Annotated in this window: 10 protein-coding genes and 1 pseudogene; 8 read left to right on the forward strand and 3 right to left on the reverse strand. The window is 53.7% G+C overall.

The window, feature by feature from the left end:
- Positions 1–34 precede the first annotated feature (34 nt).
- The 5 genes from JOF48_RS01620 (at position 35) to JOF48_RS01640 (ending at position 6,260) form a co-directional block, all read left to right on the forward strand.
- Positions 35–1,330 carry a nucleotidyltransferase family protein gene (locus JOF48_RS01620; RefSeq protein ID WP_209676689.1) on the forward strand — a complete coding sequence of 432 codons (1,296 nt, stop codon included), beginning with the start codon at positions 35–37 and terminating at the stop codon, positions 1,328–1,330.
- Between the two features lie 195 nt (positions 1,331–1,525).
- Positions 1,526–2,491 carry a hypothetical protein gene (locus tag JOF48_RS01625; RefSeq protein WP_209676691.1) on the forward strand — a complete coding sequence of 322 codons (966 nt, stop codon included), beginning with the start codon at positions 1,526–1,528 and terminating at the stop codon, positions 2,489–2,491.
- A 318-nt stretch (positions 2,492–2,809) separates the two neighbouring features.
- Positions 2,810–3,703, forward strand: coding sequence for a glycosyltransferase family 2 protein (locus JOF48_RS01630; RefSeq protein ID WP_209676693.1), 894 nt, complete (start codon positions 2,810–2,812; stop codon positions 3,701–3,703).
- A 171-nt stretch (positions 3,704–3,874) separates the two neighbouring features.
- Positions 3,875–4,909, forward strand: a complete 1,035-nt coding sequence (locus tag JOF48_RS20110; protein ID WP_209676695.1) for a polysaccharide pyruvyl transferase family protein — start codon at positions 3,875–3,877, stop codon at positions 4,907–4,909.
- A 46-nt stretch (positions 4,910–4,955) separates the two neighbouring features.
- Positions 4,956–6,260, forward strand: coding sequence for a lipopolysaccharide biosynthesis protein (locus tag JOF48_RS01640; RefSeq protein ID WP_342591121.1), 1,305 nt, complete (start codon positions 4,956–4,958; stop codon positions 6,258–6,260).
- 185 nt (positions 6,261–6,445) lie between these two features.
- Here JOF48_RS01640 and JOF48_RS01645 read toward each other — a convergent pair whose 3' ends face one another.
- The gene (locus JOF48_RS01645) at positions 6,446–8,683 is read right to left on the reverse strand and encodes a putative transposase (protein WP_209676699.1); all 2,238 of its coding nucleotides are present in this window, start codon (positions 8,681–8,683) and stop codon (positions 6,446–6,448) included.
- Between the two features lie 149 nt (positions 8,684–8,832).
- On the opposite strand from JOF48_RS01645, the pseudogene JOF48_RS01655 reads away from it, so the two are divergent.
- The 3 genes and pseudogenes from JOF48_RS01655 to JOF48_RS01665 form a co-directional block, all read left to right on the forward strand.
- A pseudogene (locus tag JOF48_RS01655) lies at positions 8,833–9,976 on the forward strand (integrase core domain-containing protein); the annotation flags it as partial.
- Positions 9,977–10,212: 236 nt separating this feature from the next.
- Complete coding sequence (locus JOF48_RS20115; protein WP_209676705.1) at positions 10,213–10,626, forward strand: hypothetical protein; 414 nt, start codon at positions 10,213–10,215, stop codon at positions 10,624–10,626.
- Between the two features lie 123 nt (positions 10,627–10,749).
- Entirely contained in the window at positions 10,750–11,838 is a 1,089-nt protein-coding gene (locus tag JOF48_RS01665) for an IS110 family RNA-guided transposase (protein ID WP_209676708.1), read from the forward strand.
- A gap of 219 nt (positions 11,839–12,057) precedes the next feature.
- Here JOF48_RS01665 and JOF48_RS01670 read toward each other — a convergent pair whose 3' ends face one another.
- Together JOF48_RS01670 and rfbA are read right to left on the reverse strand one after the other, a co-directional pair.
- Complete coding sequence (locus JOF48_RS01670; RefSeq protein WP_209676710.1) at positions 12,058–13,350, reverse strand: hypothetical protein; 1,293 nt, start codon at positions 13,348–13,350, stop codon at positions 12,058–12,060.
- Positions 13,351–13,915: 565 nt separating this feature from the next.
- Complete coding sequence (gene rfbA / locus JOF48_RS01675) at positions 13,916–14,782, reverse strand: glucose-1-phosphate thymidylyltransferase RfbA (protein WP_209676711.1); 867 nt, start codon at positions 14,780–14,782, stop codon at positions 13,916–13,918.
- Between the last annotated feature and the right edge of the window lie 105 nt (positions 14,783–14,887).

A 14,887-nucleotide genomic window follows, 5' to 3' on the forward strand; every position in this document is an offset into this window, starting at 1 on the left:
ACAACTGTTGTCAACATTAAGGGTGAAAGCCAACATGAACTCCGAGGAAGATGCGGCAGTTAGCCTTATATGGCAACGAAGCAAGAACGTCGCTCAGGTTCAATCGAGTACTCCCCTTCGCTACGCTGTGCTCAAGATGGACGAAAGTCAACCGATAGTTCTCCAAGAAAGCGCTGCACTTATTTGGCAGAAGTTGAACAATGGAATGACCCCTGTGTCATTGGCGGAATTCGTGACAACCGCATACGATATCGATTTTGGCAACGCTTATACCCAGATTATTGAATTCACCCAAAGCCTTACACTTCGTCAAATGCTGACACCCGCCGCACCAATTATTCGATTCGATGATGATCCTGCAACAGTCGTAGATCCACAGGCTGTCCCGCCAAGTAATCATAGACATGAATCGACTAACCTCTCTCTTCAAGAGGCAGTACTACTCATACACGCACAGTTGGCATATTTATCAGAGGTGACCGGTACCCGAGCTCTCTTGATAAAAGGGCCTGGGGCTAGTCTGCAAGGACTGCGGGCTACCCATCAATCCACTGACGCCGACATTTGGGTTGATCCGACCGATGAAGACACGTTTATGAGCCGACTGCAAGACCTTGGATGGCAACGACGGCCGACGGATCCCAGTGGATCGCCTTTCCCACCTCATGCGACAACTCTCTATCACAAGGAATGGCCTTGTGATATTGATGTTCATCACCACATACCCGGGATGGAAAAGTCATCGGAAACCTGCTTCGAGAAATTTTGGGCCGAAAGATCAAGTATTTTGATCGCAGGCCAATCTATACCCGTACCATCAATAAGTGGATCAGTAGTAATATTGGCCCTCAACGCGCTTCGAAACCTTCATATGGCTCGGTCGAGTACCGAGTATCAAAGTCTAACGGAGCGCAGGACACATAATATCGATGAAATAATGAATCTGGCCGTAGAAACGAATTGCATTGCCGCACTAAAACCGTTCCTTATTGCAATAATGGGCGAAGCCGAAACACGTCATTGGCCTTCCACGTCAGCCAACTGGGATTTGTTATCCAGCGACGCTAGTGACGCCGAGAAACGAATTAATCACTTTCTAACGGCACCTTGGCGAAATAAACCAAGGCTACTCTATAACGCACTTTTCCCATCTGATAGCGTCTTGCAACTTAGAAATCTGTATCAAGACACCAGCGTACACGGTAAAACCAAGTCTTACATCCGTCGATATAGGCGTGGACTTTCAACTGGTCTGAAAATGCTTAATAGAATCTTTCGGCAAAAGTTCAAGAATCTTCTCAGAAGTGGAGAGACTACGGATATACAATGACGGATAATGATTATCCGCTCCATCTGAAAAGCAATCCGGTCAATAATCATCATTCATAAACTTAGTGGTGCCCTGTAGCCAGTCGAAAAGACTGCCCACCTATTTATTAATCAGTGGCTAATTTCATGTGTGACGCCAGTCCAGTGATTTTCCTCAAAATATCGGTATTTCTGCCCCACAAGAAGGAGTCCTCACTTGTCAGTAGGGTTAAACAATCCGCTTCCAGAAGCGCTGAGACACTATCAAACAGAACTGATAGAAACTCTTGACCGCGTAAGCGTGGTCACAAAAATTTCTGCTAATCACCCGGTGGAGAATATTACGGGTCGTTTAGGTGCGGCTCACAAGTTATACAATGTGGTTCGTAATTCGAGAGCCAGACGGGCGCTAAACATTCCAACAATTCAGCTGTGGCCTAGTATGGGTCTATTAGAACCATTGTTGTGGAAGACAAGCTCCAACAACCGGCATTCAATAATCTATCATGATCCAGTTCCAATAAGGAAACAGATAGGATTTGATTGCGTAAGTGAAATGATTGCGCATCGGATCAATTCCAGTAAGTCACCACGGCTCCTGGTTCATTCACCGGACGCGGAATCAGAACTGGCAAAATTGTTTCCTCGTATGAAAATTGAAATGGCATTACATCCAGTATTGTCAGAAATGAAAACTTCTTCGGTTGGCGCTCAGGACATCATCGTGGCAGGACAATTCAAACCAGAGCGAGATCTCAATCTATTGTCAGCGATCGGTCCTCAATTGAAAAACCTTGGCTTACGTCCACGAATCTTCGGTCGTGGTTGGCCCGACACAATTACCGGTTGGGAGATCGATAGTCGTTACCTGTCTGAGAACGAACTAGACCAAAGGATTGATGCAGCAGCTATTGTACTCATACCATATAAGAACTACTTCCAAAGTGGAATTGCCATTAGAGCTCTAGAGCGGGGTCGCCCAGTGGTTTCTCCGGAAAACTCTTTTACGAAACTAATCTTTGGCCATGTTGATGGTGCTGTCTACCCAGCCGATTCACCTCCAGAGCAAGTCGTCGCCCATATTAAGTTAGTCATGAGTAGTCAGTATCAGGCACTAGCCACATTTTCTAGATATCGAGATCAGGTCGACCGTTCATGGCATGACTTGATGTATGAAGGATGATTGGGAAAGCACTAGATCATGCTTCATCAAAAGAATATAGTGAAACAACACGTTCCGGGTTTCAAAAACGATAATCTGCAAATCTGGTCGAGTTTCTCAATTCTATTCTCAGGTTTCCTTAACTGAAACAAATATTCGGCCACCGCAAATACAGGTACCGTGTTGTTCGATTTGCATTCAGCACTATTGATGTAATATTTATCGAGATCACTCAGGGAAGAGAACCATCATGCCAAGACTAAAATTCATCTATTAATTCAGTGAGAATAACTGAGCACACAAGGTGCCCTTCACGTTGTCAGAAAGTGATGCAGCCAGATGCACTCGAGTGATATTATCAATCTACCTCATGAGGATCCTAGTTCTCCACCCGACTATTCCGCTTGCATTCTGTATTTTCGAAGAGGCACTGAGTTTATCTCGACGATACAGGATCTGTTGAATCAGTCACATCCGCCAGTTGAAATAATTATCCTGGATAATGACTCCAACGATGACGTGATTTCAAATATGAGTATCTCGGACGCAAGAATCCGCTTTGTCCATTCGGATAGCAATCTGGGATACGCAGCCGGAATGAACTATGCTTTCAAGAAATTACGCGAGAAGACCGAATGGACTCTTTTCCTGACTCACGAAGTGAGAATGAGCAGCGACACCATCAACAAACTTTTCTCGATCGACCTGGGACCGCCGGAGAGTCCTGTACTACAGATAGGTCCCACACTTGCCCTCCTTGAGGAGGACAAGATCTGGTCACATGGCGGTCGGATCACAACAACCGGCGGTGCACGACATAATGATCATGTGGATAGTGATAGCAGAATAGGCTGGTTGGATGGGGCATGCCACTTGGTAAGAACAGGGGCACTCGTCAAACCCATTTTTAATGATTCTTTCTTTCTCTACTGGGAAGATGTCGAACTATCTCTCCGGCTATCCGAACAAGGGCAAATTGTCTGCGTTGACGACGCGATTGCGTACCAGTCCACCAACACAACGCCAAATTATTTCATGTCAAGAAATCGCGTCAGAACTTGGATAATTAGAAGAGACGCTCCAAAGTTCATCTCATCTTTGGTATATGTCTGTGCCCAAATTGTGCGTGATCTGCTAAGAGGCCACTTCGAAACAGCCGGCACAAGGCTGGTCGGAACAATTGACGGAATAACTGGGAATTTTCATCCCGAACACTATTTTCGAGGGCGCTAGATTTTGAAATGAAGTGTCTGCAGCTCAGCAGCTCCCATCCTATATCGAAAGAAGACTATATTGATTTCTTCATCTGTAGTATCATTAGGCGCGTACGATAGGTTCAACTATGGAGACCTTCTATTCCCGGTTGTACTTGACCACGTCGGCAACAGTCTGGGGACTCCGAGGATGGTGCATGCCTCAACACAGTCAGCGGATTTGAGGAGCGCCGGTGGGCACAACGTTGTCTCACTTGGTGAAGTAGAACCCGAGAATATTTCCGCGCTGGTTTTGGGCGGTGGCGAAATCCTTGGAGCTAACTGGAGCCAGGCTCTGGCTTCGACTCTGCCTAGACCATTTGACAGAATCGTCTCTATTGGACGTAGGATTCTGCCCCCGGAGACCTTAGATTTTCTGAGTCGAAGGGCCAAGCGTGGAACTACCAAGCTTCCGTATCTGCCATCTGGCAATGAATTCCAAAGTTCACCACTACTTGCCAATGCGATCGGCGCATCCTCCATTAGCGAACTTTCCCCTGAACGACGAGGGATTGCGATTCAAGCTCTCGCAAGGTCGACACATCTATCTGTGCGAGATAGCATTGGCGCTTCACTGCTTAGCGAGTATGGGCTCGATCCAAAACTGGTTCCGGATAGTGTTGCAATACTGAATCGAATACACCCGGTGGAATCAGTTCGCGAAAGTGGGGTTATGACGTTTCAGTGTTCTGACCCGTGGTATCGAAGCAATGAACGGTACCTCATTAGTCAATTGGTTAGTTTATCGTCAGAATTTTCGAAAATTAGATTAGTGCCAATTGGCCTCGCCGGCGATCATTCTGATGACAGGGCCCTGCGAAAGATAGCGGACACAATGAGGGATCATCAAGTCAATGTAGAGCTTGTTAGCGTTGAACACATTTGGGATGTCGCCGATGCGATTGGTACTTCTGATATCTTTGTCGGATCGAGTCTACATGGCAATATAACTGCGATGGCTTATGGTATTCCTTCCGTTGGCCTGTGTCAGACTCCAAAACTAACGAACTATCTCCAAACGTGGGGGGATGGTTTACGTCCGTCGGATGTTCAATCGAATGATATTGCTAACACAGTGCGAGCTGCTCGTCTCGCTGACCCTAATTTGTTGCGACTCCAAGCAGAGCACTTAGATAAACTCTCTTGGAGTAACACAGTGGAGTTAATTGAAAGATCGGTAAAATAAGAATGTACAGCATTAATTCTGCGCGTTGTTATCGGCTATTAATTCGGTGAGTATTCGATTACCATCTATATTGACTAAACTGTGGAAGTCCCCATCGCTAATGACCTTTAGTAGGTTATGCGCTATGGGACTATCGTTGGCAAGCGCTCCCATTATTGCACGAAGTCTTGGTCCGTCTGGTCGCGGTCTAACCGCGGCGGCACTTGCAGCGCTAATCATAGTACCGCTTATTATTAGTTTCGGATATCCGATGGCTGTTAGACGACATGTGGCCCGCCATGGAGTCAGTGGTATCCTGAACAGGTCACGTCTCCTTCTGTTAGTGCTCATTTTGCCGTCCTGGGCTATAGGCCTTGTGCTGTCGAAGAGCGTACTCGCCGACTTGAATACACAGGCAGCATTCGCGTTCGTCATAGCAATGACTTGCAGCCCGTTGGCCGTTTCTTGGATATTGGATTCTAATGTATTGATCGCACAGCAGCGATTTGGTGGCTACTCGACACTCAATATTGTGCAACCACTTGTTAGCATTATTCTTATCATTCTTGCTTGGATCACCAGCAATGTTACCGTTGAAATTGTGATATGGGCTCAATTGGGTTCCTCGCTGGCAGCATTTATCGTTGGCCTATTGATTGTTCCATTCGAATATTCCGGAGAGAATCGTGTTTCCATCCTTCCTCTGATCCGAGAGGGGTTTTCTTATTCGGGTAGTCAGATTGCCGAGGCTGCTTCCCAAAGAGTCGATTCTATTCTACTGCTTGGTATCATTGGCCCTTATGGGACGGGGATCTACTCGGTGGCATTTACTGTTGCGTCTCTACCCTTGGCGCTCACTCAGGCTGTGAGCGGAGCCATCTTCAAATCAGCCGCATCTAATCCTGATCTATCAACAGGCGGCTTGGCTCCCGCTGCACTACGTGCGAGCGTAGTGATCGGGTTTGCGTCGGCACTAACCATTGGGATAGCAAGCCCACTATTTATACCCTTCCTGTTTGGTCCGGAATTCCTCCCTGCTGTTCCGATCGCTTTGTTATGTCTTGGGGCGACCCTTGCACTGTCAGTTGGCGGCGTTGCGTCTAATCTATTGGCGGCATTCGGAAAGGGCTGGGTAATGACGGCTGCCCAAGTTGGTGGATTAGCTATAAATATTTTGTTGATTTTCCTACTTGCACCACTCCTCGATGAAACTGGAGCTGCTATTGCGAAAGTAGTGGGGTGCTGGGTCTGTTTGGCAGTTTGCCTCACCGGACTTCGGATTACTCCTCGTCTCCTCGTTCCGGGCACAAAGGATCTTAGTTACTCCGTACGTCTTTTGTTGGATGGCGACTCGAAGGGACGATTCTCGTAGTTGGGGCAGCCACGGAGCGCTCCTTGTGAACCGTCCCGGATTTGATGCCGCTTGCTTTCTTGAGAAGGATGAAAACTATGCCCAAGAAGTATCCTGTCGAAGTTCGTGATCGTGCCGTGCGTATGGTCATTGATCGGCTCTCTAGGGATCAGGCCTCCGGTCATGGCGATTTATTGCTTTTAGGATCAGGCCTTGTTTTTGATGGCGTATTTGAGGGTCAGGTTGGTTCCGGGGTAGCGGGTTTTGGTGTTGGTGAGGTGGTTGCAGAGTTCGGCGGCGGCCGCGGTTTTGGCCTTGGTGGGTAGCGGGTCCAGGGTGATGGTGAGGAGGCCGGGCTTGGTGGTGTCGATGTCGCCACTCTGGTTGAAGATCTGGCGCATGAGGGCGTGGGCTTCCTGGTTCGCGCGCCGGTAGCCGGTGTTGGTGCGGATCTCTCTGGCGATGGTCATCGCGGTGTTGTAGGCGGCCATCCGGATGGCGGTGTGGATCAGTTTCACCTCGATATCCAGGACTTGCTGGCCCGGGTTCAAGTCCCCGAGGCGCAGCTTGGCCGGGATCTTTTTGTGGGTCTTCTCCGCCGCGATCAGCGCCGTTTCTGCTTCCCAGAGCGGTGCCATGGCCTGGTTGTGCATGGCGCTGGTGACCGTGACAGCCAGTTCCGTGGAGCCTTCTGCCGGGGTTTTCAGCGCCATCAGGTTCGTCTCGGCGATCGCAGCGGCCTCGGCATGAGCATTCCGGGCGGCAACGACTTTTTGGTACGCCTTGGCCTTGGCAGGGTTCGGCACCATCCGCTCCTCATCGTCACCGGTGCTGGTGTAGGAATCGTGGGAGTCAAGCTCGAAGTGCATCCGGGCGTAGCGGAACTGGTTCTCCTGCCTCCACCTATTGCCCATGCGATACACAACCTCCCCGGCACTCATGGTCCGGTCGGTGGTGAGGATGTGGATTTGCCTCGTCCCGTCACCGGTGGTGCCCACGATCCGGCTGATCTGCCGGATCGTGAAGACTTCACCGCTGGTTTTGGTGGTGGCCAGGGGCAGATCAACGAGCGTGTCCGCCACCGACCATTTGCGTCTCTGCCCGTGGTCGTCGGTGTGCGTGACCTCTGTGAAGAGATCTTCGGTGATGTCCTCCGTAACGCCTTTGCGCCAGGTCAACACATCAAAACCAGCCACATCCATGTGCTTGAACAATGCCGGTGACCAGCCGCCTCTGTCGAAGCCGACCAACACGCGCCGGTCATCCCCAACGGCTGTGCGCAGCTCCGGCAGCAGCTCGCGCAATTCGGCGGCCAGGGACGCACCGGGCTGTGCCATGACGACGAAGATCGGTGAACCATGGGCGTCGGTGACCCAGGTTTCTTCGGTCGCCGGGACTGGGAACTTGAGCCTCGTGGAGTAGATCTTCCCAATCTTTTTCGTGCCCTGGTAGGCGCGCACGTGCCCGTCAACATAAAGCACCGCAGCCAGGTCCTCACCGCCAGGCCCGGTGCCTGTCAGATGGTGTTTGGCCAGGGCGGCAATCAGTTCCCCGGCCTTGCCGGTTTCGGCGAGTTGGCTGATCCGGCGGCGTATGGTTTTTACTTCCGGGGCCCGATCCAACCCCAACACCCGGCCGAGCTCACCCGGGTGAAAGCGGGTGGCGCCCTCAGCCCTAGATTCCCCGGCCAGTGCTCGCAGCACGCTATCGATCAGGATCGTTTCCAGGCCATAGAAACCATTCGGCAACGCCCCGTACACCTCTTTCGCACAGCTGATCAGACCGGTGGATTCCAGTGCGCGGAAGGCCAGGAACAAGCCGGCGTGGCGAACATGGGCGGCCGGGGCAAACAAAGGCGCTGCAGCCTCGAGCAGGCCGGCAGCGGCCCGCTCGGCATCGCGGGCCACCGGGGCTGGTAAGAGCGGCAGTGCACGCTGCCCCGCTGCTTCAAGGGGTACCAGAGAATCGTGGGCAGCATCAGTGGTCGGTGTTTCTGCCGTGGTGGTCATGGCCATGGCGCGCCGGACCGTGTCGGTGGAAACCCCCGTCGCTTCAGCGGTGGCCCGCAGGCTCAAACCGCCGGCACGAATAGCACGAATTTCTGCTGCTTTGGCTTCCGTGAGTAGGGAAGGGCGTTTGGGTCCCTTCTTTACCGGTGCCAGGCCCATCAGGCCAGTGCCTTCAAGGGACTTGCGCCAGCGCCGCAACGACTCCGTGTTGACGCCGAAAGCTGCGGCGACCTCGTTGACCTGGGCGGCACCGGTATCGACCAGTTGAGAGGCCGCCAACCGGCGCAGACCGTCCTGGCCCGCACCCCACACATAGGCCAGCTGCCCGTTAATGAAGACCTTGCCACCAGAGGCGTTTTCCAGCAGGGCCGCACGCTCGCCCATGAGCACAGCGCCAAGGTCCGGAAGTACGGGAAGGGCGGTTTGGGTAGTCATTGAAACCATTGTTTCACCCACCCACACAAGAAATCATCACGCCTTTATTATCTCACAACAGGCGTGAAATTAACAGCCTCAGCCGCAGTAAGAACCGCGGCAATTCAACAAACTACAAAAACCGCGCACTGACCATGTCCGGAGGCCTGGGGCCTTTGACGATCTATTACGAGGAGACAATCCAAGAGAGTTTCCCAGGCGGTGTGGTGCCCTCTGTGGCCACCATAGCAAGGCTACTCTCCAGCGTCGGACACGTCGATGCGGCACCGAGGAAGCGGCCGAAGTCCTCCTACATCCCCTTTGCCCGGTCCTCGGCGATGGCGATGTGGCAGCTGGACGCGTTCGAGTACCGCCTCGCCAACGCAAAAAGTCGCCACCATCTACCAGGTCACTGACGATGCGACACGCTTCCGGCACGAGAACAGCGCCGATGCGAAGGTGGTGCTCGAGCGCGCGGTCAAAGACTACGGGGCACCGTTGGAGGTCCTTAGCGACAACTCGTTGGCCTTTAACCAGCTGCGCCAGGGAGGTGTCGGATCGGTGGAGATCTTCCTGGCCTCCCGCGGCACGATGCCGATCAGCGGCCTGCCAGGCAAACCAACGCCCCAGGGAAAGAATGAGCGCTCGCACCAAACCCTGATCCGGTTCCTTGACGCGAACCAGCCATCCACGCTCGAGCAGCTGCGCACGCACATCACCCGCTTCCGGGAGCACTACAACAACCACCGGCCCCACCAGGCCCTGAAGCAGGCGACCCCGAGGGAGGCGTGGGAGCTGTTGGAGCACACGCCGGCAACGGAGCCGATTCCACTGGCCTTCCTCGAAACAAAGGCCGCCCAATACCGCCAGGTGCGCAGGCTGCGCCAGTCCGACCTGGGCCGTTCGCAGCTGACGACGGGCAAGGACGGGCAGTTGCCCGAACCAGCCACCACCACTGCTGGAGGGCAGCACGGTGCCGACCAGGCACTGGTGGAAGTGACCGCCGCGAACACGCAGGTCTACTATGAGGGGTATCACGTGTCCCTGCCGACGACGTTTGCCCGGCGCCAGTTCTACCGGACCATCACCGATGACGAATTCCTCCTGTTGGCCCCTGAATCCTGCGAGGATGTCTTCTCGTTCCCGCTGCCCATGATCGCCCTGCAGGTCCAGGGAAGGTACGTGGCCTCCTACGGCATCCAGGGCGCCAAGATATCGAACCCGTCCAAACACTGGGAACGGGAACTCGCAGAATTCCAGGACTATTGTGTACAGCGGCAGGAGCAACTCCCCGAAGTATTCGACGGACGATAGGGATTCCATCAGCGACGCCGGGACTCGAAGGTAGATGTGTACATACTGATGAGTCCCGGCGTCACCGATGCCATGAGATTCAGTGTCTACGAAGTGCCGACGTTACACACCCGATACACCCACACCCGCTACCGCATCAACCCACACGTGCTACCGAAAGCCTCTGCTAAACACAATGCTTGAAAACGGCGCTCTGGCGGCGCCAACACAGCAATAGACCGGTCAGCAAGGGGCTTTTGCACCACTCGGACGCCGACCGTCAGTACACCTCGATCCGCTACACCGACACCCTGGAAATTGAGGGGCTCATTCCTTCCATTGGCAGTGTCGAGGACGCGTACGATAATGCGGCCGCCGAAACCGTCATGGGGTTGTTCAAGAACGAAGCCGTCGCCAAGGGTTCACCGTTCCGTGCCGGTGCATTGAAGGCCGAAACCGACGTCATTGAGCTCGTCGTCGGCTGGGTCCACTGGTACAACTGTGAGACTTGTTTTAGCTGGTCTGGGACTGGCTGGCAGGATAGTTACCGGCCGCTCCACACTGCAGGCGTGACCCTTGGTACAACTGACCCTCATGGTGTCCTTTTGTGGACTTGTCCGTCTACCAGGATGGTTCGGCCGGTACCCGTCCGGCCCACCACGGTAGCTTGATTAGAAGATTGTCCACCCTCACGGGCGTGACCCCTCACAGTTCTGTTCCGTAGTGATTCCTACCCGGACTTGTACCGGCCGTCAACGGCCACCAACCAAGTCCATCACAAAAGGAAAAGCACGGTGACCGCTCTGTCTATCGTCTCTCATTGCCACCCATTTGTCGTGGGTGTCGACACTCACGCACGCAACCACGTCTACGCCATCCTTGACGCCACCAATGGCGCACTGCTGGATACGCAGTCTTTCCCGACTACCGCGGCCGGTATCAACCGCGCCATCAAATGGGTCGCACGCCGCACCAACGCCGACGCCGATACCCTCTGGGTTATCGAGGGAGCCGCGTCCTACGGAGCGATCCTCGCCGGTACCGTAGCCGCCCATGGATTCCCCGTTACCGAGGCTCCTCGTATGGATGCCAAGAAGAACCGCGGTGTCGGTAAAACCGATGCCTTGGACGCCCACCGGATGGGCATGGCCGTGCTGTCGTTGCCGGTCGAGAAACTGCGCTGCCCCCGCTTGAATGAAGGGATCCGCCAAGGCTTGCGGATCCTGGTCACCGCCCGCGAGTCCATGACCAAGGGCCGTACCCGTTCGATCAACGCATTGAACGCTTTGGTACGAAGTAACAATCTCGGCATTGATGCCCGCAGGAAGCTCACCCCAGTCCAGATCGAGGAGATCTCACGCTGGCGTGAACGCGTGGAAGAACTGGCTTTGAGTATCGCCCGCTCCGAGGCGGTCCGCCTCGCCAAACACATCCTGGACCTCGGTGAGCAGTTGGAGTCCAACGAGCAAAAGCTGGACGAGCTGGTCAAGGTCAGCGAAGCCGCGCCCCTGCTTGAGGAGAAGGGATTCCAGGCGGTCGCCGCGGCGAAATGTCTGGTGGCGTGGTCGCACGAGGGACGGGTCCGTAGCGAGGCTGCCTTCTCCTGTCTGGCCGGCGTGAATCCCATCCCCGCATCGTCCGGGAACACCGTTCGGCATCGGCTGAACCGTGGAGGCGATAGAAGGCTCAACAGTGCTCTTCACATGGCCGCGATCACCAGGATGACCTACGACTCTGAAACCTGCGACTACGTCGAGAAACGACGTGCCGAAGGTAAGACCGACAAAGAAATCCGACGTTGCATCAAGCGCTATCTGGCCCGTCGGGTGTTCAGGATTCTGACTGCCGCGGCTCAGGCGACAAAGGTGCAGGAAGCGGCTTGACAGATATAGAAGAGTCCATGATCGCCTGCATTCCTCACTAGATCACCAGACCCCGGAGGAATGCGAGCGAACCTACTAGGATGAAAATTCCGGCTCGTTACCCGACGCCGCCACAAAACGGCGGCATGACTCCTGGGACGGTTCAACTATCACCTCGTCCAAGGTTAGGTTAACGTCAAGAAAAGCTGAGCCGTTTGCCTAGCATATGAGGTAGGGACACTATGCTGGATTTGGCTCGCTCCGCTTATATCTGCTCACTTGAGGTTTATCGCGCAGCTTCGCGTTGACGGACATTGTCATAGCTAGAACGGAGCCACTAATCAGCCAAAGGATTGGAGTCGAAGCCATCGACGAAGCAGACTCCGACGATGCGACAGTCAGAAGGAATGCGATCGCAGTCCATATCTGCAAGCTATTCACCCGAGGAGTCTTCCGTAAGAGATGAAGCAGCTGGATCACAAAGACCACAAGTGCGATAATCATAGGCCAACCCAGCCAAGCCAGATAAAGGCCAAGCAGACTCTCACTGCCTACGCCAGTGGAGGTGCCCTCAAGTGCAGCTTGATATCCGGTGGTACCGAAGCCTTGACCGAACGGTGACCGGGCCCCAGCTATGAATCCCGTGACAAGCCCGTCTGAATGACTTGCAGTGGCGCCCTGTTCCAAGAACGTGGCTATCATGTATCCACCAAGTAGGAGTCCGACGAGAATTCCGGCCGACTTTCCAACCTTAACCCAGATAAAATAGATGATAGTGACGACAGCGAAGATCAAAATTCCAGCCCGAGCGTAGGAAAAATATAACGCCATGCCTGCCAGAACCAGAAATACCACCTTAGTTACCCCTCGCAGCTGGGCAACTGCCGCATATGCGCCCAACCCGACCATGAATCCCATCACCGGTGGATTCATGTACGGACCTCCGGGGCGAAATACAGTTTCTCCGCCAACTCCATCAGCAAAATATGCCGGTGGGAGCCCCTGTCGCAACCCCCTAGAGTCCCCGCCGATTGCCTCGACGTAATACCAGGTTGGATCAATTAGCGGCTTCTGCAGGAATTCTTCTAGAAGAACCCAAGCCACTGTCAAACCTGTAAATAATACAAGATAATTTCTCACCTTACGCCAAGGTATTTCTGCACGGAAGACATAGCCAGCGAAAATCAAACCGAACGGAAGAAGCACTTGTCTAGCCTGCGCCATGCCTACACCTACGTCAGGGGAACGAAGCACCCCGACGGCAACCAGGGCCAACAACAAGGCAAACAAGACGAATGCCCTGCTATCGCATTTTCTATTGCTGGTTAGGCTCTTGGGTACAGCAGCTGCGATCAGAACCGCGACCGGAACATCATCAATAAGCTGAAAGGCCGATGATTCCGTGATGCTGAGCAGTGATGCTTGCGCCCAACCAGAAGCGATGATGAGCAGGAGAAGAAGGTGATACGAACGCCGGAGGAGAAGGAAGATGCTGAAGAGGGCGACAGCGCCTCCTATGAAAATTGAAATCATCGGCTAATTATCCTTCTGGGTCGCCTTCGAGAATTCGAACGATAACACAACGCTCGAGTTTATCCGCATCGAAGTCAATCCTGGGCCGGTTGTCTCCGTTTGTGCCAGCGGGGGTCTGATCAAGAGCGGCACTCCGCAAGCACTGAAGGACCTCTGCGTCAAACGCTGTATATGCTCCATAAGGACAATTATACGGAGACAGAGACCCCTAAGTTTCCACTCTAAAAATCTCGAGATTTCATAGTCGTGAGGCTTTGCCGCGTCATTAATGCCTGTAGGGTGCCTCTGGCATGGGAGTGCGTAGTTACCACTCAACATTCCCTACCTAGTTGTTTCAGCCAAGGCTCGCCCGATTGCCCATTGCTGGCCTGGGTTTCGCCGTGGCTGACCCAACTAGTTTCGGGGGCACTTGGCGGTAGTGCGAGAGGAGACCACATCTGTTAAGCCGCTCGTTGTGAGGAGACGGGCGATGTTGTCAGTGCAACCGGCACAGACTGGACTTTATCTGACTCCGAATAGGTATCTCAATATCTACGGTCGTGGCCCAGCCGAAAACTGGGACCGACTATTTGTTGTCTACCAGTCCGAGGAGGTATGAGCCGTAGCCGCTCTTGACGAGGGGCTCTGCACGGCGTCGTAGTTCATCGTCGCTGAGAAACCCTTGGCGCCATGACACCTCTTCCGGGGATCCGACTTTCAGTCCCTGGCGGCTTTCGATAGTCCTGACGAAGTTCGATGCGTCATTCAGGTCGGCAAAGGTTCCCGTGTCGAGCCATGCCGTACCGCGCGGCAATATTTCAACCTGTAATTTTCCCCTGTTAAGGTAGACCCGGTTTACGTCTGTAATTTCGAGCTCACCCCGGGGGGAAGGCTGCAGTTCGCTTGCGATGTCGACTACTTCGTTGTCATAGAAATATAGCCCCGGCACTGCGTAGTGGCTGCGTGGTCGCTCCGGCTTTTCTTCAAGTGAGACAGCCAGCCCATTTTCATTGAGTTCGACGACGCCGTAGGCTTGTGGGCGCTGGACCCAATAGCCAAAGATGGCGCCACCGTCTATGTTGCTGTGACGCTGCAGCTGGGCGCCCATGCCTGCGCCGTAGAAAATATTGTCGCCGAGCACAAGTGCGACGGAGTCTTGGCCAATGTGGTCAGCACCTAGTGTGAACGCTTGTGCGAGACCATCGGGGGAGGGTTGTGTTTTGTAGGTCAGGTTTACGCCGAACTGGCTGCCATCGCCAAGGAGCCGCTGAAACTGCTCCACGTCGTGTGGCGTCGTGATGATCAGGATGTCGCGGATGCCGGCCAAGATAAGCGTCGAGAGCGGGTAGTAGATCATCGGCTTGTCATAGACCGGCACCAGTTGCTTGCTGATGCCGTGAGTAATGGGATGCAACCGAGACCCGGTTCCGCCGGCAAGTATTATTCCGCGCATCTTTCCATTTTGGTCGATAGAGCTGAAAAGTCCAAATTGTCGTACCTGTATCTCGCGTAGAGACTTGAATTACGACCATTCAGGCCCTGCAATGTCTCAGAAAGC

The sequence above is a fragment of the Arthrobacter stackebrandtii genome (genome assembly GCF_017876675.1).
GTDB lineage: Bacteria > Actinomycetota > Actinomycetes > Actinomycetales > Micrococcaceae > Specibacter > Specibacter stackebrandtii.

What these genes read in the sequence shown, in the direction of transcription:
- JOF48_RS01670 (WP_209676710.1), bottom strand. Translation starts at nt 13,350, where the DNA reads ATGATTTCAATTTTCATAGGAGGCGCTGTCGCCCTCTTCAGCATCTTC.
- rfbA (WP_209676711.1), bottom strand. Translation starts at nt 14,782, where the DNA reads ATGCGCGGAATAATACTTGCCGGCGGAACCGGGTCTCGGTTGCATCCC.
- JOF48_RS20110 (WP_209676695.1), top strand. Translation starts at nt 3,875, where the DNA reads ATGGTGCATGCCTCAACACAGTCAGCGGATTTGAGGAGCGCCGGTGGG.
- JOF48_RS01620 (WP_209676689.1), top strand. Translation starts at nt 35, where the DNA reads ATGAACTCCGAGGAAGATGCGGCAGTTAGCCTTATATGGCAACGAAGC.
- JOF48_RS01630 (WP_209676693.1), top strand. Translation starts at nt 2,810, where the DNA reads ATGCACTCGAGTGATATTATCAATCTACCTCATGAGGATCCTAGTTCT.
- JOF48_RS01645 (WP_209676699.1), bottom strand. Translation starts at nt 8,683, where the DNA reads ATGACTACCCAAACCGCCCTTCCCGTACTTCCGGACCTTGGCGCTGTG.